The organism is Kitasatospora sp. NPDC032757, assembly GCF_055579305.1.
In genome coordinates this window covers 120,239-137,606 of the sequence record NZ_JBVINN010000011.1, presented here as the reverse complement: position 1 = coordinate 137,606, position 17,368 = coordinate 120,239, and the positions used below count along the sequence as shown (strand labels likewise).

At 74.7% G+C, this 17,368-nt stretch carries 15 protein-coding genes; 1 reads left to right on the top strand and 14 read right to left on the bottom strand.

What is annotated here, in order from left to right; all coding sequences use genetic code 11:
• Window positions 1-156: 156 nt before the first annotated feature.
• The 4 genes from ACZ5WK_RS16000 to ACZ5WK_RS15985 form a co-directional block, all read right to left on the bottom strand.
• A complete protein-coding gene (locus ACZ5WK_RS16000) occupies window positions 157-963 on the bottom strand; it encodes an enoyl-CoA hydratase/isomerase family protein (protein WP_396324170.1) in 807 nt (268 codons plus the stop codon).
• Between the two features lie 230 nt (window positions 964-1,193).
• Complete coding sequence (locus ACZ5WK_RS15995) at window positions 1,194-1,427, bottom strand: helix-turn-helix domain-containing protein (RefSeq protein ID WP_049658450.1); 234 nt, start codon at window positions 1,425-1,427, stop codon at window positions 1,194-1,196.
• 327 nt (window positions 1,428-1,754) lie between these two features.
• Window positions 1,755-3,353: an ABC-F family ATP-binding cassette domain-containing protein gene (locus ACZ5WK_RS15990; protein WP_465547994.1), complete on the bottom strand. Its 1,599-nt coding sequence runs from the start codon at window positions 3,351-3,353 to the stop codon at window positions 1,755-1,757.
• Window positions 3,354-3,566: 213 nt separating this feature from the next.
• Window positions 3,567-4,496: a hypothetical protein gene (locus ACZ5WK_RS15985; RefSeq protein ID WP_396324172.1), complete on the bottom strand. Its 930-nt coding sequence runs from the start codon at window positions 4,494-4,496 to the stop codon at window positions 3,567-3,569.
• Between the two features lie 358 nt (window positions 4,497-4,854).
• Between ACZ5WK_RS15985 and ACZ5WK_RS15980 the strand changes: the two genes are divergently transcribed.
• On the top strand, window positions 4,855-6,045 hold the full coding sequence (locus ACZ5WK_RS15980; protein ID WP_465547991.1) for a glycoside hydrolase family 26 protein: 1,191 nt from the start codon (window positions 4,855-4,857) through the stop codon (window positions 6,043-6,045).
• Window positions 6,046-6,091: 46 nt separating this feature from the next.
• Here the strand turns inward: ACZ5WK_RS15980 and ACZ5WK_RS15975 are convergent, their stop codons facing one another.
• The 10 genes from ACZ5WK_RS15975 to ACZ5WK_RS15930 all read right to left on the bottom strand — a co-directional run.
• Complete coding sequence (locus tag ACZ5WK_RS15975) at window positions 6,092-7,255, bottom strand: GNAT family N-acetyltransferase (RefSeq protein WP_465547989.1); 1,164 nt, start codon at window positions 7,253-7,255, stop codon at window positions 6,092-6,094.
• Entirely contained in the window at window positions 7,252-8,022 is a 771-nt protein-coding gene (locus tag ACZ5WK_RS15970; protein ID WP_465547987.1) for a YveK family protein, read from the bottom strand. Before ACZ5WK_RS15970 ends, ACZ5WK_RS15975 begins: the two co-directional genes overlap by 4 nt.
• Before the next feature lie 65 nt (window positions 8,023-8,087).
• Window positions 8,088-9,203, bottom strand: a complete 1,116-nt coding sequence (locus ACZ5WK_RS15965) for a glycosyltransferase (RefSeq protein ID WP_465547985.1) — start codon at window positions 9,201-9,203, stop codon at window positions 8,088-8,090.
• Window positions 9,200-10,123: a polysaccharide deacetylase family protein gene (locus ACZ5WK_RS15960; protein WP_465547983.1), complete on the bottom strand. Its 924-nt coding sequence runs from the start codon at window positions 10,121-10,123 to the stop codon at window positions 9,200-9,202. Before ACZ5WK_RS15960 ends, ACZ5WK_RS15965 begins: the two co-directional genes overlap by 4 nt.
• Window positions 10,113-11,819 (bottom strand): lipid II flippase MurJ, encoded by a 1,707-nt coding sequence (locus ACZ5WK_RS15955; RefSeq protein ID WP_465547981.1) that lies wholly within the window; start codon window positions 11,817-11,819, stop codon window positions 10,113-10,115. Before ACZ5WK_RS15955 ends, ACZ5WK_RS15960 begins: the two co-directional genes overlap by 11 nt.
• Complete coding sequence (locus ACZ5WK_RS15950) at window positions 11,816-13,135, bottom strand: O-antigen ligase family protein (protein ID WP_465547979.1); 1,320 nt, start codon at window positions 13,133-13,135, stop codon at window positions 11,816-11,818. Before ACZ5WK_RS15950 ends, ACZ5WK_RS15955 begins: the two co-directional genes overlap by 4 nt.
• Before the next feature lie 5 nt (window positions 13,136-13,140).
• On the bottom strand, window positions 13,141-14,685 hold the full coding sequence (locus ACZ5WK_RS15945; RefSeq protein WP_465547977.1) for an exopolysaccharide biosynthesis polyprenyl glycosylphosphotransferase: 1,545 nt from the start codon (window positions 14,683-14,685) through the stop codon (window positions 13,141-13,143).
• A 326-nt stretch (window positions 14,686-15,011) separates the two neighbouring features.
• Window positions 15,012-16,166 carry a glycosyltransferase gene (locus ACZ5WK_RS15940; RefSeq protein WP_465547975.1) on the bottom strand — a complete coding sequence of 385 codons (1,155 nt, stop codon included), beginning with the start codon at window positions 16,164-16,166 and terminating at the stop codon, window positions 15,012-15,014.
• Between the two features lie 142 nt (window positions 16,167-16,308).
• Window positions 16,309-16,749, bottom strand: coding sequence for an SRPBCC family protein (locus ACZ5WK_RS15935; RefSeq protein WP_465547973.1), 441 nt, complete (start codon window positions 16,747-16,749; stop codon window positions 16,309-16,311).
• A gap of 376 nt (window positions 16,750-17,125) precedes the next feature.
• The coding region (locus ACZ5WK_RS15930; protein ID WP_465547971.1) for an IPT/TIG domain-containing protein at window positions 17,126-17,368 on the bottom strand (243 nt) is incomplete at its 5' end.

The following is a 17,368-nucleotide window of genomic DNA, read 5'->3' as shown; positions in this document are numbered from 1 at the left end:
TCTGCACAACTCCCCCCCCCCCCCCCCCTCCCCCCCCCCCCCCCCCCCCGCCCCCCCCCCCCCCAAGCCCCTAAAACCCCCACCCCCCTTTTCTTGGGGGGGGGGGGGGGGGGGGGGGGCACCCCGCGAGCCGGGCCTTCGGCGGAAGGGCGGCGGTCAGTCGCCGATACCGGCCAGGTCGCGCAGCCGGCGGGCCTGCGCCACCCGTTCGGCCGAGCGCTGCTCGTCGTACGAGCGGCCACCCGCGCCCTGGAGGAGCGCCTTGGTCTCGATGACGGCGCTGCGGGGCGCGGCCAGCAGCGCGGCGGCGAGGTCGCGGGCGGCACCGTCGAGCTCCGCGCCGGGGACGGCCAGGTTGGCCAGACCGATGGCGGCGGCCTCCTCGGCGCCCACCCAGCGGCCGGTGGCGCAGATCTCCAGTGCCCGGGCGTAGCCGACCAGGTCGGTGAGCGGCTTGGTTCCGGCCAGGTCGGGCACGAGACCGAGCGAGGTCTCCTTCATGGAGAACCGGACGTCCTCGGCGACGACGCGCAGGTCGCAACCGAGGGCGAGCTGGAAGCCGGCGCCGACGGCGTGGCCCTGGACGGCGGCGATGGAGACGAGGTCGGGGCGGCGCCACCAGGTGAAGGCCTCCTGGTAGGAGGCGATGGTGTCGTCGAGGTCCTTGTCCTCGGCGGCGGCCAGCTGGAGGAAGGTGCGCTCACCGGGGATGCCCTCGGCGGTGAACATCGCGCGGTCCAGGCCGGCCGAGAAGGAGACGCCCTCGGCGCGGAGCAGCACCACCCGGACGCCGCCCGGCAGTTGGCGGCCGGCGGCGGTCAGGGCGCGCCACATCGCGGGCGACTGGGCGTTGCGCCGCTGGGGCTGACAGAGGGTGACGACGGCGAGCTCGCCGTCGATCTCCAGGCGTACGCCGTCCTGCTCCCAGCTCGGGGCCTGCGGGTCGGTGGCGGGGGCGGTCATGCGGGGACCTCCGGTGGCGAGGGACTTGGCTACCGGAGAGTAACAAACCTGGAAGCGCAGCGGCAGGGCGGCGGCGCACTCGATTGCGGAAGGGCGGGGGCGCCGGAGCGCGGCGCGGGCGGGCATGACGATCGGCGGCCGGTTCGCACGGGCCGGGGGCGGACGACCAACGGTCGCCTCCCCGGTCGGCGCCCTGCCGCCGAGTCATCCGCCGATGGACTGACGGACCGTCAGGAGCTGGCTCCAGCAGTAGCTTTGTTCTTGCCCCGCGTGGCACCACCGCGGCCCCGGAGGATCACTCCGGACTCGCTCAGCATCCGGTGCACGAAGCCGTACGAGCGACCGGTCTCCTCCGCGAGAGCGCGAATGCTCGCCCCGGAGTCGTACTTCTTCTTGAGATCGGCCGCGAGCTTCTCACGCGCGGCACCGGTCACCCGGCTGCCCTTTTTCAGAGTCTCGGCCACCCGTGCCTCCTCGTAGCGTTGCTCGGTCAGATTCCCATGATCACCCATCCACAGCGTCCTGGCCACCCATTCGGCAAGGTCGATGTCGGGAATGCGTGGTCCACCGGTGGTGATCCGAGCGCACAACGGCGCTCACGCAGAGTGCACGCCCCCGGGCGGATTACGCCGTCCGGCGCGAAAGGGCTGATCAGCAGCGTCGGCCCGACCACGATCGAGTGGCGGGCCGACGGAAGCTCCTCAAACGGAATCCAGGACCTCTTCATTCCCGGACACGCCGTAAGGACTAGCTTTTCTGGTCCAAAGAGGGGACCAAGCGTCTACTCCAGGTCAGGCGAGCGAGACCAGATCGGCGTACGCCGGGCTCCAGAGGTCCTCCACCCCGTCCGGCAGCAGGATGATCCGCTCCGGCTGGAGCGCGTCGACCGCGCCCTCGTCGTGGGTGACCAGCACGACCGCGCCGCTGAACTCGCGCAGCGCGCCGAGGATCTCCTCGCGGCTGGCCGGGTCGAGGTTGTTGGTCGGCTCGTCCAGCAGCAGCACGTTGGCGCTGGAGACCACCAGCGAGGCCAGCGCCAGACGGGTCTTCTCACCGCCGGACAGCACCCCGGCCGGCTTGTCGACGTCGTCGCCGGAGAACAGGAACGAGCCGAGGATCTTGCGGATCTGCACCAGGTCGGTGTCGGGGGCCGAGGAACGCATGTTCTCCAGCACCGTGCGCTCCGGGTCCAGGGTCTCGTGCTCCTGGGCGTAGTAGCCGATCTTCAGGCCGTGGCCCGGGATCACCTCGCCGGTGTCCGGCTTCTCCACCCCGGCCAGCATCCGCAGCAGGGTGGTCTTGCCGGCGCCGTTGAGGCCCAGCACGACGACGCGCGAGCCGCGGTCGATGGCCAGGTCGACGCCGGTGAAGATCTCCAGCGAGCCGTAGGACTTGGAGAGGTCGGCGGCGGTCAGCGGGGTCTTGCCGCAGGGGGCCGGGTCCGGGAAGCGCAGCTTGGCGACCTTGTCGCTCTGCCGGACCTGCTCCAGACCGGAGAGCAGCTTCTCCGCGCGGCGGGCCATGTTCTGCGCGGCCACCGTCTTGGTGGCCTTGGCGCGCATCTTGTCGGCCTGCGCGTTCAGCGTCGCGGCCTTCTTCTCGGCGTTGGCCCGCTCGCGCTTGCGGCGCTTCTCGTCGTCCTCGCGCTGCTGCTGGTACTGCTTCCAGCCCATGTTGTAGACGTCGATCGCGGAGCGGTTGGCGTCCAGGTAGAAGACCTTGTTGACGACCGTCTCGACCAGGTCGACATCGTGCGAGATGACGATGAAGCCGCCCTTGTACGTCTTCAGGAAGTCCCGCAGCCAGGCGATCGAGTCGGCGTCGAGGTGGTTGGTGGGCTCGTCGAGCAGCAGCACGTCGGAGTCGGAGAAGAGGATCCGGGCCAGCTCGACGCGGCGGCGCTGACCACCGGAGAGCGTGTGCAGCTGCTGGCCCAGGATGCGGTCCGGCAGGCCCAGCGCGGCGGCGATGGTGGCGGCCTCGGCCTCGGCGGCGTACCCGCCCTTGGTGAGGAACTCCGTCTCCAGGCGCGCGTACTTCTTCATCGCGTTTTCCTGGGTGGCGCCCTTGCCGTTGGCCATCCGGTCCTCGTTCTCGCGCATCTTCCTCAGCACGGAGTCGAGGCCGCGGGCGGAGAGGATGCGGTCCTTGGCGAGGACGTCGAGGTCGCCGGTGCGCGGGTCCTGCGGGAGGTAGCCGACCTCGCCGGAGCGGGTCACGGTGCCCGCGGCCGGCAGGCCGTCGCCGGCCAGGACCTTGGTGAGCGTGGTCTTGCCGGCGCCGTTGCGGCCGACCAGGCCGATCCGGTCGCCGGGGGCGACCTTGAAGCTCGCGGACTCGATCAGGACCCGGGCACCGGCGCGCAGCTCGAGGGCGTTGGCGGAAATCATGGCTGGGAACTACTCCTGGGACGTGGGCGGGCACCTGGGCGGGGCTCAGGACCGGGGCAGCGGAAGGGGGCGTCGTCGGTGGACCGGCAGACCGCTCGGGGCGGCGCCGCTCGCCCGCTAGTGCCCGGAGAGAACAGCCATGACGGCAAGTCTACCGGGCCCCGCGAGGGGGCCCGGAGAATTACCGGCCCGGGGTACCGCCCGGGAGCGCGGCTACGGCTGGGAGCCCGCCTCCGGGGCCGCGCAGGTGCCCTGCGGGCGGACCGCGGCGAACGGCTCGGACGGGCTGCCGCAGGCGGACTCGGGGGCGGCGGCCTGGGTGTCGAACACCTTGGGGCCGACGATCGGGCCGTCCGAGATCAGCACCCGGCGGCCGTCCAGGGCCTTCAGCGAGACCGCCGGACCGGCGTTCAGCACCCAGCCGGTGCTGTCCAGCCGGTAGCCGTTGATGCCCCCGGAGACCGGCTGGCCGCTGCTGTTGGTGCAGGTGCGCGGGACCAGCACCGCGAAGTCCGTGCCGACCGTGCGCATCGGGTCGTAGACGCAGTTGCCGGCCGGCTTGGAGTTGTAGCGCAGGTCGCCGTCGCCGTCGCGGAAACCCATCGTCAGGTTGGGTGTGACCACCGCCACCCAGGGCGCGGACTGCTGGACGGTGTGCAGGGCCGCGGCGGCGCGCTCCGTCGCCAGCTGCTTGCGCTGCTCCTCGGTGCGCTTGTCGGCTCCCGGCTCGCCGTCACCGCGCAGCCAGTCGGCCAGACCGGGGACGGCGCGGTGCCAGCGCACCTCGTGGTCGCCGGGCCGTACCGAGGTGACCAGGCCGTCGTCCCAGACCACCACGGCGCTCTCGCCCGCCATCGACAGGTAGAGCGCGGTGGCGCCCTCGCGGCGGTAGGACCAGGCGTGTTCGCCGGTGGAGCGGTTGTACGCCTCCAGGCCGGGGCCCACCTTCAGCTCCAGGTCGGCCGCGCTCAGCGACTGCGCGTTGACCGGGCTGGCGTCCGCTCCGCCCGGCTCGGCCACCCGGTCCCCGAACGGCACCGGCTTGTTGGCGTGCGCGGCCGCGCCCGCCACAAGGACCAGCAGCACCGCCAGGGCAGGGAGGATCGATCGGGGGGTGAGAACACGCAGCGGCTTCCAGGACACGGGCGGAGCGTACCTTTCGGCACCCACACGAGTCAGCCGGACTTTCCCTCGGGTCCGAACGGTGGGACGAGGACCGGCCGGATCCCGGGCCTCCCCCGGACCCGCCCGCCGACCTGCGCCGTCGGGCCCGCCGCCGCTCCGCACGGCCCGCTGCGGTAGGGCTCCCGGGGCCGCGCGGACTGTTACAGAGGTGATACACGGCACGTTGGGGCAGACGGCGTTGTTCAGACGGCGTTCGAATATCGCCCACTTTAGGGTGACATTCGGCTTTTCCGATACCTACTGGGCCTACTGTCTGCGAACGGGGCACCACGGTCCGTCGATCCGGCCCCGTTCTGCGACGCCCGGAGGAGAGACCATGCGATACGGCCGCCTGACGCTGGCCGGCGCCGCCCTGCTGCTGCTGACCACCGCCGGCGTCCCGACCGGGACGCCGCTCAGCCAGACCGAACGGCACAGCCTCTCCTCCGACGCCGTCCAGCCGCGCGGCGCGGCGCCCCGGCCGGTCGTCCAGCGGCCGCAGCACGAGCCCCCGTTCGGTGCCTTCGTCGGCTCCTGGGACAACTACATCCCGCAGCTCGGCCGGTACGCGCAATGGCTGAACAACGCCAACATGCAGGTCGGCCACACCTACCTGGCCGGAAACGGCTGGGCCGACATCGAGGGCGAGCCGGTGGTGCTCGGCATGTGGTCGCAGTGGCGGCTCGCCGCCCCGGCCCGGATGCTCGTCCTCGGCGTGCCGATGCTGGTGCCCAACGAGGGCAACGTGCCGGACGCCGAGGTGGCGAGGCTGCTCGCCCAGGGCGCGCGCGGGGACTTCGACCGGCACTTCCTCACGCTCGCCCGCCGGCTGGTCGCGCTCGGCGGGGCGGACACCGTGCTCACCCTCGGCTGGGAGATGAACGGCGTCACCTACACCCACCGCTGCAAGCCCGACCCGGCAGCCTGGAAGACGTACTGGCGGCGGATCGTCTCGGTGATGCGATCGGTGCCAGGGCAGCGGTTCCGCTTCGACTTCGCCCCGAACCGGGGGGCGGACGCCATCCCGTGGACCAAGTGCTACCCCGGCGACGACGTGGTCGACATCATCGGCATGGACAGCTACGACCAGCCTGCCGGCGCCACCTTCGACGACTACGTGCGCGAGCCGTACGGGCTGCAGGACCAGGTGGAGTTCGCGGCCAAGCGCGGCAAACCGGTCTCGTACCCGGAGTGGGGGCTGTTCCGGAACGGGGACAACCCGGAGTACGTGCAGCGGATGGTGGAGTGGATGCGCACCCACGACACCAGCTACCAGACCGTCACCGACTACTGCCCGCACGGGTTCTGGCAGTGTGACAAGAACCCGGCGTCCAGCGCCCGGTTCAAGAACCTCATGGACGGGTCCAAGGGGGCCACGGTCACCGTGCCGTCGGCGGCCCCGGTACCCACGGCGACGGCCACCCCGTCGGCTGCTCCGTCGGCCGCCCCGTCGACCGCTCCGGTGCCGTCGGCCTCGCCCACGGCCTCGCCGAGCCCGTCGCCGGCCGGCGGACCCGCCCGGCGCTGACCCGGCGCGGGGGCCCGGTGAACGGGGCCTGCCGGCCGGGACCAGGTCAGCTCCGGCGGCGGGCCAGCAACGCCTCCTTGAGCCTCGGCAGCCGGGTGTTCAGCACGTGCACCGCGACCTGCCGGGCCCGCACCGTTCCGGCCCGGGCGCCGGCGGCGGGGGCCGGCCCGCGCGGGCCGAGGAGCAGCCGCTGGTTCGGCCGCCCGTCCGGCCGCCAGCGCTGCTTGTACGGCTCCTGGCCGCGCAGCAGGCCTATCACCGGGATCCCGGCCGCGACCGTCTCGTCCAGCGCCGCGCCGAACAGCAGCCCGGCGATGTCCAGCCGGTCGCGCAGCCTCGGGTGCGCGCCGTACAGGTAGAGGCCGCTGAAGGACGGGCAGAGCAGCAGCAGGTTGACCGCGACCAGCTCGCCGTCCAGCCGGAACTGGTGCACGGCGGCGCGGCCGGTGGCGACCAGGCCCGTGGTGGACTCGGCGAGGTGGCGGGCGAACCGCTCGGTGCGGTGCTCCGCGGTGACGCCGCGCTCCTGCCACTGCAGGAAGTGCAGCCGGAGCATGCCCTCCAGCGCCTCGGGCACCTCCTCCGGCGGCGTCGGGCGGACCTCGACGCCGACCGCGGCGATCTTGCGCAGCTTGACCCGGTTGCGCTGGGCGGTCTTGCCCGGCAGCCGCTTGAGCAACTGGTCCATCGGGACGGCCGGGAGGTACTGGCAGAGCGAGTCGGCGAACCGGCGCCGATGGCCGGGCCACTGCTCGAACACCCGCTGCACGGCCGCCTCGGGGTGCACCTCGCGCAGCTCCAGGCTGTGCCAGGGGCGGGTGAGCGGGAGGACGGCGGCGAACTCGGCGGCGGCGCGGTCGGCGCAGTCGTCGTCGAGCAGGATGTCGGTGAAGTCGACCAGGCCGTCGCCGAGGCCGGTCAGGCCGCCGAGCGGGCCGCGGCGACGCTGGAACGCACCCGCGCCGACCAGCCGGCCGTCCCGGCGGACCAGCACCACCAGCAGCTCGCCCGGGCGGCCGTACTGGCGCCACCAGGAACGCTGCCAGGCGGCGGCCTGGAAGAAGGTGGCCGTCCGGCAGCGGGTGGCCAGGTCGTCCCACTCCTCGGCGAGGACGTCCAGGGCGTCGTCCTCCCGGCGCAGCTCGGCCGTCCAGCCCGGTGCGGCGGGCGGGGCGGGGAGACCGGTGGCCGGGGCGGCCCCGGTGCTCATCGTCCGCTCCCGGCGGCGGCCTTCTGGCTCTTGTCGGCCTTGTCGGCCTTGTCGCTCTTGCCGGTCTGCTCGTCCTGCTCGGTCTGCCCGGCCCTGCCCGCCGGGGCCTTGGCGGGGGCGGCCGGGGCCCCGTCCCGGGCCGCCGCGGGCTCCTCGGTGCGCGGGCGCGGGGCGGTCGGCGCGGCCACGGCCTCGGGTGCGGGCCCGTCGCCGCCCCGGCGACGGGCCATCATCACCAGCGCGCCGATCAGCACACCGGCCGCGCCGCCGACCGCGACGTCCAGTTCGGCGGAGGGGGTGGTCGGCCGGTCCGGCTCGGCCGCCGGGGCGAGCGGGACCAGCCGGACACCGGTCTCCTTGGTGCTGCCGTTGGCGAAGGCGACCAGCGAGCGGGCCACCGCGTCGGCGGCCTCGACGGCCTCCTGCGGCCGGCCGCCGGTGCCGGTGATCTCGATCATCGGGGCGTCCGGGGAGGTGGTGCCGTGCACCAGGGCCTCCAGCTGGGTGCGGCTCCGGCCGGTCTCGGCGGCGGCCGCGGCGAGCACCTGCGGCTGGCCCGCCAGCCGGCCGTACGCCTGGGCGAAGTTGACCGCGGTGACGCTCTCCCCCGGGTTCTGCGGCACCACGATCACATAGGAGTTGGCGGCGTACGAGGGGTGGGCCACCGCGGCGTACCCGGCGCCGCCGGCGGCGCCCAGCGGCACCGCGAGGACCACCGGCCACCAGCGGCGGGCCAGGCTGCGGGCGCTTCGGCGCGGTTCGGACATGGGGTGCTCCTTGGACATGAGGGCCGCCGGGCCGGCGGCGCGGCGGGTCGGGGGCGGCCGGCGGCTCAAGCGGGGGCCAGGCGGTCGTAGAGGGCGCCGAGGTCGGCGGCCACCCGGGCGATGTCGTAGTGGCCGACGGCCGGAGGGCGGGGCAGCGGGTCGCTGTTGTGGTCGTTGAGGTGGCGCAACTCGCCCAGCGCGGTGGCGTAGGCGGCGGCGTCGGAGGGGATCCGGCGGGCCTGCGGGGCGGCGGCGGGTGGCAGTTCGTCCAGCGCCGGGCAGGCGCTGTGGCGGACGGGGAGGCCGGCGGCGAGGCCCTCCAGGACGCCGAGGCCGAAGGTCTCCGCGGTCGAGGGTGCGGCCAGCACGTCGAGGGCGGTGAGGAGTTCGGGGACGTCGTCGCGCTCGCCGGTGAGTACCAGGCGGTCCCGGACGCCGAGCTCGGCGGCCCGCCGCTCCAGGGCGGCGCGCTCGGGGCCCTCGCCGACCAGGACGAGGCGCGCTGCGCCGTCCAGTTCGGCGAGTGCCTCCAGCAGGACGTGGAAGCGCTTACCCGGGACCAGCCGGCCCACCCCGCCGACCACCCAGCTGCCGGGCGGGAGGCCGAGTTCGGCGCGCAGGCGGGCGCGGGCCGCGGCCCGGTCGGCGTCCGGGCGGTGGTAGCGGGCGCTGTCGATGCCGTTGGGGATCAGCTCGACCCGGGCCGGCGGGACGCCCCAGGCGTACAGGGTCTGGGCGACCTGCCGGGACACCGCGACCGTAGTGGTGCCGAGGCGCTCGGCGGCCAGGTAGAGGCCCTTGACGCCACGGGTCACCGGGCGGCCCTCGATCGCCCCCGCGTGCAGCGAGTGCTCGGTGGCCACCACGGCCCGGACCCCGGCGAGGCGGGCGGCGAGGCGCCCGTAGAGGCCGGCCCGGTAGAGGTGGGTGTGCACCAGGTCGTAGCGGCCGGCGCGGATCAGCCGGACCAGCCGCGGCAGTGCGCCGATGTCCCGGTTCCCGCGCATGGCGAGGTGGTGGACGGTGACGCCCTCGGCGCGCAGCGCGGCGGCCACCGTGCCGGGATTGGTGAGCGCGACCACCTCGCAGTGCTGGTGCGCGGGCAGGTGCCGCAGCAGCAGCTGGAGCTGGCGCTCGGCGCCGCCGGAGGCGAGGCCGGTGACGATGTGCAGCACTCTCACCGCCCGGCCTCCCGGCTGTGACGCGCCTGGGAGGCCAGGCTGTGGCGCAGCTCGGTGACGGTGTCGCGGAGCTGGTGCCGGCCGTGTTTGGCGCGCAGCCGCCAAGCGCCGTCACGATCGCCGACGTAGCAGCGGGGCAGCGCGTAGCGGCCGGTCAGCGGGGAGTGGGCGATGGCGCAGGCATAGTCGTAGCCGGCGTCGCGGACGGCCTGGGTGGCGGGCAGGTCGACGGCGCCGTACGGGTAGCAGAAGCCGGTGACCGGGCCGCCGACGACCTCCTCCAGGACCCGGCGGCTCTCCCGGGTCTGGCGGGCGAGGGCGTCCGCGGGCAGGCCGGGGAGGGACCGGTGGCCGAGGCCGTGCGAGCCGATCTCCCAGCCGGCGGCGGCGAGTTCGGTGACCTCCGGGACGGTGAGCAGCTTCTTGCGCGGGCCCTCGATGTCCCAGTCGTTGGCGCGGCCGAGCAGGTCGGCAACCACGTAGGCGGTGGCGGTGAAGCCGTGCGCCTGCAGAATCGGTACGGCGTACCGGGCGAAGTCGGCGTAGCCGTCGTCGAAGGTGAGGCCGACCAGCTTCTCGTCCTTGCCCGCGGCCCGGGCGCGCATCAGCTCGCGGACCGAGACGCCGCGCCGGCCGCGCCGGTGCAGCCAGGCGATCTGCTCGGCGAACCGCTCTGGGCTGACGGTCAGCCGGTACGGGTCCTCCTCCTCGACGGCCACCGAGTGGTACATCAGGATCCACGGCGAGAAGCCCTGCGAGCCGGACGGGGCGGTGGCGGGGCGGCCGCTTCTGGGCAGCTGCGCCTGGGGAAGGCAGCCGCCGGTGCGCGGAGCGTCGGCACGCGGGCCGCCCGCCGCCGGCGCGGCTGAGCGGCGAACGCCCGACAGGGCCGAACGGAGGGAACCCCGTTCAACGTCCATGGGGAAGCTTCCCTTCATCGGCGACAGGTGGCGGGCACAGGACCCGGACGGCGGCGAGGACCGGTCCGCGCACCTCGCGGGCACCGAGGCCGGTGCCGAGGGCGGCGAAGGCCAGCACCACGGTGAGGCCCCCGAGCAGCGTCGAGAGCAGAGGGTGGGAGGGGAACGCGGCCGCGGGCGTGCCGAGGACGGCCGCGCCGGCGGCGGCGGCCAGCAACCGGGCGTGGCCGCCGAGGACCAGCCTCAGGCGCAGCGCGATGCCGCGCAGGACCAGGCCGCGCAGCAGCAGCGCGGCGGCGGCGGTGATCCCGGCCGCGTTGCCGGCGGCCAGGCCGAGGGCGCCGAAGCGGGAGGTGCTGAGCAGCCCGACGACGACGGTGACGACCAGGCCGAGGAGCATGGCGGCGGCCGGGTACCAGTCGAGCAGCCGGCGGCCGCCGTCGTCGCTGCCCGGGTCGCCGGCCCGGCGGACCACCGGGCGGAGCGAGAAGTACGGGCGGATCATCACGCCGATCAGCGCCTGGGCGGGCAGGCCGAAGCTGTAGACCCGGATGACGGCGGCGGTGGCGGCGGTGTCCTGCGGGCCGAAGGCGCCGCGCTGGAAGAGCAGCGCGACCACCGACGGTGCACAGGCGAGCAGGAAGGCGGTGCCGAGCAGGACGACGGCGGCGGCCTGGCCGAGGTCCTTCTCGACCCGGTCGCGGGCGGCGGTGAGATCCCCGGCGGCGAGCGCCCGGGCGACCAGTGGGAAGGTGACGGTGCAGATCAGGATGGCCGCCGTCATGGCCAGTTGGGAGACCTTGGCGGCGTAGTTGAGGTGCGAGATGGTGCCCGGCGGCAGCGCGGAGCCGAGGAAGCGCTCGATGAAGACCTGCGCCTGCCGGGTCAGGGTGAAGGCGGCCACCGGCAGCAGGGCGAGCGGGATCAGCACCAGCGCGTGGCGCGAGCGGCGGCCCCTGGCGGGGCGGCCGGTGCGCAGCCGGCGCAGGAACGGGCTCACCAGCAGGCCGGCCATCAGCAGGCTGCCGAGGGCGACGCCGATCGCCGCGGAGCGGACGCCCCAGAGCGCGTGACAGCTGAGCAGCACGCCGAGGATGCCGAGGTTGTAGGCGACGTAGATGCCGGCCGGGGCGGTGAAGCGGTGGTGCGCCCGGAGCGCGGCGGCGAGGTAGCCGGCCACGCCGAACGGCAGCACGGTGAACGCCGTGATCCGGGTGCAGGTGACGGCGAGAGCGGGGTTGGCCAGGCCGGGGGCGAGCAGGCCGACCAGCGGGTCGGCGCCGAGCGCGGCGCCGAGCGAGAGCGCGCTCAGGGCGAGCAGCAGCCAGGGCAGGGTGGCGCGGACCAGCTGGCGGACGGGGTCGGGGCCGTCGGGCCGCTCCTCGCGCAGCACCAGGGCGAGGGCGAAGGCGGGCACCATGAGGAAGGACATGGCGTCCTCGATCAGCAGTGGTGCGGCGGTCTCCGGCACCGTCCAGGCGACCAGGAAGGCGTCGGTGCCCTGGTTGGCGCCGAAGTAGCGGGCCAGCAGCAGGTCGCGGAGCAGGCCGAGGCCGGAGCCGGCGGCGCTGAGCACGGCGGTGACGCCGAAGGCCTTGGCGAGGAAGCCCCGTCGGGGGGCGGCGTCGGTCCCGGCGGGGGCGGTCCGGGGGGCCGGCAGCGTGGGGGCGAGTGCGGCCGGCTGGTCGGTGGTCATCGGGCGACGGCCTCCGGAGCAGCGGCCCGGGCGGCGAGGCCGAGGACGACGGAGGTCAGCACGGTGGTCGTGCCGCCGATGTCCGCGTAGAGGAAGTCGACCAGCACCCAGACCAGCAGGGCCAGGGCGGCGAGGCCGGGGCCGGAGGCGCGGCGCAGGCAGCCGAGGAGCAGGCCGAGGAAGAGGGCGGCGTAGGCGACGATCCCGATCAGGCCCTGTTCGCTGAGGACCAGGAAGTACATGTTGTGCGGGGAGAGCAGCGGTTCGCGCTGGAATCCGATGGTGGCGTCGGCGGCGTCGCTGCCGGAGGAGAGCCGCAGCGGGGCGTGGCTGTCGCGCAGCTGCTGGAACGCCTTGGGGCCGGCGCCGCTCACCGGGTGGTCCTGCCAGATGCGTTCGGCGGTGGACCAGAGGTCGTAGCGGTCGGAGACCGACTGGTCGGGGGCGGCGGAGACGGAGCCGATCGAGGTGAGCCGGGCGGTCACGCCGGAGCCCCCGAGGCCGAGGCCGCCTACCAGCACCACGCCGGCGGCCAGGGCGAGGACGGCGCTGCGGACGGCGAGCCGGGCGTCGGCGCGCAGCAGCAGGACGACGGCGGCGGCGCCGGTGGCGATCCAGCTGCCGCGGCTGAAGGAGACGGCGAGCGGGAAGGCGAGGAAGGCGGCGGCCGCGTACATGGCGCGGCGCAGCCGCCGGTCGCCGCCGGGCCCGCGTTCGGCGAGGGCGAGGGCGAGGGCGGCGAGCAGGCCGTAGCTGACGACGGTGGACATCGCCATGACGTCGAGCGCGCCGAAGGTGCCGACGGCCCGGATCGGCTGGCCGGTGTAGGAGGCGCCGGTCCGGGTGAGGTACTGGTGGGCGCCGACCACGCCCTGGATCAGGGCGGCGGCGACGAAGGAGCCGAGGACCAGCCGCTGGTCGGTGCGGTCGCGCAGCGCGCAGAGCACGGCGGCGGGCACCAGGACGAAGACCTGGGTGAGGCGGACGAAGCCGGTGAGACTGGTGGCCGGGTCGATGGAGCCGATGGTGGCGACGGCGGCGGCGACCACGATCGCGCCGAACCGGACGGCGGCGGTGCGGCCGATCACGGGCGTGCGGCCGCGCAGCAGGCCGGCGGCGGTGAGCGCGACCAGGGCGAGCGAGGCGAGGTCGGCCGCCGTGACGTGGACGGCGGCGGCGACGTCCTTCTCGCCGGTGGGGACGCAGACCAGCAGGACGGTGGCGGCGGCGAGGAGGCTGGGCCGTTCCAGGAGGGCCGTCCCGGCCCGGCGTAAGGCCCGGGCGGGTCGGGGGACGGCGGTGAGGGTGAGGGCCACGCGGGTCAGCTCCCGTCCGGGTGGAGCATCAGGGCCGCCGTGCGGCACAGGACCTTGACGTCCTGCCAGAGGCTCCAGCTCTCGATGTAGCGGTTGTCGAAGCGGGCCCGGTCCTCGATCGAGGTGTCCCCGCGCAGGCCGTTGACCTGGGCGAGGCCGGTGAGGCCGACAGGGACGCGGTGGCGGTCCGCGTACTCGGGGTAGGCCCGGCTGAACCGCATGACGAAGTAGGGGCGCTCGGGGCGCGGGCCGACGAGGCTCATGTCGCCGCGCAGGACGTTCCACAGCTGCGGCAGCTCGTCGAGGGAGCTGCGGCGCATCAACTTGCCGACGGCGCCCATCCGGTGGTCCTGGGCGATGTTCCAGCGCGTCGCGGACTCGTGCTCGTTGCTGGGGCGCAGGGTGCGGAACTTCAGGACGGTGAAGACCCGGCCGTCGAGCCCGGTGCGCTGCTGGCGGAAGAGTACGCCGGGGCCGGTGTCGAAGCGGACGGCGAGGGCGCAGAGCGCGAGCACGGGGGCGAGGGCGAGCAGGCCGAGGCCGGCGGCGGTCACGTCGAGGGCGCGCTTGGCGGCCCAGCCGGGGCGGCGCATCGCCGGGCGGCCGACCCGCAGGCAGGGGAAGCCCCAGAGGTGGTCGCCGCCGGTGAGGCGGCCGGTCTCCAGTGAGCCGTGCTCGCGCAGCGCGGGCACCAGCCAGACCTGGCAGCCGAGCCGGGCCGCGTCGCGCAGGGCGGCGGCGGTCTCGGCCTCGTCGGCGGCGCCGGCGGTGGCGACGACGTGGTGGATCCGGTGGCGGCGGATCTCGCGTTCCAGCACTTCGCGGCCGCCGAGAACCGGCAGGTCGGTGTCGCCCGCCAGCAGCGGCGGGTCGGGGTCGAGGAAGCCGACCGGGCGCATCCCGTACTCGCCGCGTTCGCTGAGGGCGGCGGCGACCCGGCGGCCGAGCCGGCCGGCGCCGAGCACCAGGACGGGGCTGGGGCGGCTGCGGCGGATCCGGCGGACCAGGTGGTAGAGCAGGGCGCGGCCGCAGACGGCGAGCAGCAGCTGCGTGCCGAGCAGGGCGGTGAGCCGGGCCGGGGTGGCGGGGCCGCAGTCGGGCCAGCGTCCGCCGAGACAGCGGGCCAGGGTGACGGCGAAGGCGGTGGCGACGACGGCCCGGACGGTCAGTGCGGGGAGTTCGTCGAGGACGGAGAGAGTGAGCCGGGTGCGGTAGAGGCCGGCGGCCAGGTTGAGCACGAGCAGCAGCGGCAGCAGGGCGGCCACGCCGAGCAGCGGCTCGACCCGGACCGCCGGGTCGAGCGCGCGGTTGGCGATCCCGGTGGCGTTGCACAGCGCGAAGGCGTCGACCGCGGCCAGGGCGGCGGGCAGGGCGAGCCTTGAGCGGACCGGCCTTCGGTGGCGGCGGACCGGCGGGGCGCTGCGGGTCTGGGCGGACCGGGCCGGGCGGTCGAGCAGGCCGGTGGCGGGCCGGCGCGGGCCGGAGGGGGGCCGGTGCGCGCCGGAGGGGGGCCGGCCGGGCCGTGGCACGCTGTTGTGGTCAATGGTCATCAGCGCACGAACTCCCCTGCTGTGTGCCCGGAGTGACGGCCTCCCGGCGCCGGTCGGCCCAGACCGGCCGTCCCGGCCCGGTGGGCGCGGTCCTGACAGCTCCTGCTGCCGCTGGCGGCTTTCTCGCGAATTTCCGGCGCGAAATCGAAATGATGCAGGCAAAATCAGACATCACCGAACGTGGGCTCGAATGCTGGAAGTTGCCTTGCCATCTCATTCCAGCCGCCCGTTAATAGGTAATTCCGACTCCACGCCTCGCCCACAACCGGTTGAGGGTGCGAATACGGCAGCGCCAGAGCGACCGGCATTCACGGCATGTGAAACGATCAGATCCGCTGCGGGACACGGGCACGACGCCGGCCCGCCGCCGGCCCGGCCCCCAGCAGGTCCCGGTAGAGCGCGTCCACCTGTTCGACCACCGATCGCACGTCATGGCGGGCCGCGGCATGGTCGCGCAGGCGTGCGCCGCGCCGCTCGCACTCGATCGGATCGGACAGCGCTTCGGCCATTCGGGTGGCGAGCGCATCGGCATCCTCGGACGGCACCACGGCCTGCTTCCGCTCGGCCGGCGGGAGGCATTCCCGGGCCCCGGACACATCGGTCAAAAGCACCGGGCGGCCGGCCGCCATCGCCTCCAGCGGGGCCAGCGCCATCCCCTCCCAGCGCGACGGCAGCACCACCAGGTCGGCCGCCGCCAGCCACGGCCGCGGATCCGGGACGTCCCCGGCCAGCCGGACCCGGGACGGCTCGGCGGACTCCCGCACGGTGTCGGCCAGGCCGGCCCCGTCCGGACCGCCGCCGACCAGCGCAAGCCGGGCCTGCGGCACCCGGCGCAGCACCTCGGGCCAGGCGGCGAGCAGCACGTCCTGGCCCTTCTGCCGGCACAGCCGGCCCACGCAGACCGCCAGCGGGGCGTCCAGGTCCAGCCCGAGCGCGATCCGGGCGGCCCGCCGCTCGGCCGGCGCGTAGTGGCGGACGTCGACACCGTTGGGCACCACCGCCCAGTCGGCGTGCAGGCCGGCCGCGACGCCGTCGGCCCGCTCCTGGACGCTGACGCAGAGCAGCCGGTGCGCCCAGCGGGTCGCGTACCGCTCCCAGCGCAGGGCGGCGGCGGCCGACGCGCCGTCGACCGCGGCGAACGACCAGGCATGCGGCTGGAAGACGGTCGGCACCGCGCCCCGGATGGCCAGCCGGCCCGCCAGGCCGGCCTTGGCGCTGTGCAGATGGACCATGTCGGGCGCGGCGGCCCGGACGATCCGTCGCAGCCGCCACGCCTCGGCGGCGGTGGCCGGGCCGGGCGACCGGCGGGCGGGCCAGTCGTGGACCAGCGCGCCGACCGCGGCAGCCTCCCCGGCCAGCCGGCCACCGCGCGGGCAGGCGACCAGCACCCGATGGCCGGCCTCGCGCTGGCCGCGGACCAGGTCGACGACGACGCGGGCGACTCCGCCGTCGACGGGCTGTGAAATGTGAAGAATCGTCATATGCACGGCGGCGAGCCTAGGGTGACTCCGCCGCGCCGGGGGCCCTGCCGTCACCCGCAGGTGGCGGCCGTCCACCCGTACGGATTGGCGGTCGTACGGGTGGACGAACTCCTCGAAGAAATGCCCGGATTGGGCGGCAGGGTCAGCGGACCTCGGCGGCCAGGGCGGCCAGCACCTGGTCGTGGATCCGGTTCAGGCCCTTCGGGGCGAAGGTCCGCTCGAAGAAGCCGCCGATGCCGCCTGCGCCCTGCCAGGTCGCCGAGACGGTGACCTTGGACCGGCCCTCGCCGACCGCGGAGACCGTCCAGGTGATCACCATGCTGGAGTTGGCGTCCTTCTCCACCAGCTGGTCCGGCGTCGGCGCCGAGACGGTGAACAGGCAGTCCCGGATCCGCTTCTCGGTGGCCTGGAGCTTCCAGTGCACCTGGGTACCCGCACCGGTGCCGCCGACCCGGACCTCGTACTCGCTGTACTGCGCCGGCAGCAGCTTGGGGCGGGTCACCTGGTAGTCGGCCAGCGCCTCGTACACCCGCTCGGGGGCGGCGTCGTAGACGTGCTCGGTGGTGGCCTGCACCTGTCCCATGGTCCTGCTCTCCTTCTTCCTCGGACTGCGGTTTCACCGGCAAGCCAACCACAGCAGGGGCTTCAGGGCCCGCCCGGCCGATCTTGTCGGATCAGGCCGCGGCGTCAGGGTGCGTGCAATCCAGGGCGGAGGAGGGAGGAGATGCTGAGCCTCGGCGACCGACGACAACGCCGCGGGCCCGGCAAGGACCGGCCGGGCAGGCCCCTGGTGCGGCAACCGCATCCCCCTCACCGGCGCCGTTCGACGCTCGTCGACGGCCAACGTCCGGCTGCACCGAGCCTGCCTCGCCGACTGCGCCCACCGCGAGGCGATCGCGGTGGGCGGCCCGGACACTCGACGAACGCCCACGCAAGACGCTTGCACCGTCGGCCGGACGTCAGATGCTCGGCGGATCGACCCGGGTGTAGGTGAGGCCGTTGCTGGTACCGCCGGCGGTGGTCACCGTGACGGACACCGGCCCCGCGCTTCCCGGCGGGGCGCCGGCGGTGACCTGGGTGGAGGAGACGACGGTGAAGGCGACCGGTGTGGTGCCGAAGAAGACACCGGTCGTGCTGGTGAGGTCGGTGCCGGTGAGGGTCACGGTGGTGCCGCCCGAAACCGGCCCCTGGCTCGGCACCAG

Excerpts from the sequence above, each read along its gene's own strand:
- ACZ5WK_RS15975 (WP_465547989.1), bottom strand. The coding sequence starts at position 7,255 with ATGAGCACCGGGGCCGCCCCGGCCACCGGTCTCCCCGCCCCGCCCGCC.
- ACZ5WK_RS15935 (WP_465547973.1), bottom strand. The coding sequence starts at position 16,749 with ATGGGACAGGTGCAGGCCACCACCGAGCACGTCTACGACGCCGCCCCC.
- ACZ5WK_RS15980 (WP_465547991.1), top strand. The coding sequence starts at position 4,855 with ATGCGATACGGCCGCCTGACGCTGGCCGGCGCCGCCCTGCTGCTGCTG.
- ACZ5WK_RS15960 (WP_465547983.1), bottom strand. The coding sequence starts at position 10,123 with ATGGACGTTGAACGGGGTTCCCTCCGTTCGGCCCTGTCGGGCGTTCGC.
- ACZ5WK_RS15955 (WP_465547981.1), bottom strand. The coding sequence starts at position 11,819 with ATGACCACCGACCAGCCGGCCGCACTCGCCCCCACGCTGCCGGCCCCC.
- ACZ5WK_RS16000 (WP_396324170.1), bottom strand. The coding sequence starts at position 963 with ATGACCGCCCCCGCCACCGACCCGCAGGCCCCGAGCTGGGAGCAGGAC.
- ACZ5WK_RS15990 (WP_465547994.1), bottom strand. The coding sequence starts at position 3,353 with ATGATTTCCGCCAACGCCCTCGAGCTGCGCGCCGGTGCCCGGGTCCTG.
- ACZ5WK_RS15970 (WP_465547987.1), bottom strand. The coding sequence starts at position 8,022 with ATGTCCGAACCGCGCCGAAGCGCCCGCAGCCTGGCCCGCCGCTGGTGG.
- ACZ5WK_RS15945 (WP_465547977.1), bottom strand. The coding sequence starts at position 14,685 with ATGACCATTGACCACAACAGCGTGCCACGGCCCGGCCGGCCCCCCTCC.
- ACZ5WK_RS15940 (WP_465547975.1), bottom strand. The coding sequence starts at position 16,166 with ATGACGATTCTTCACATTTCACAGCCCGTCGACGGCGGAGTCGCCCGC.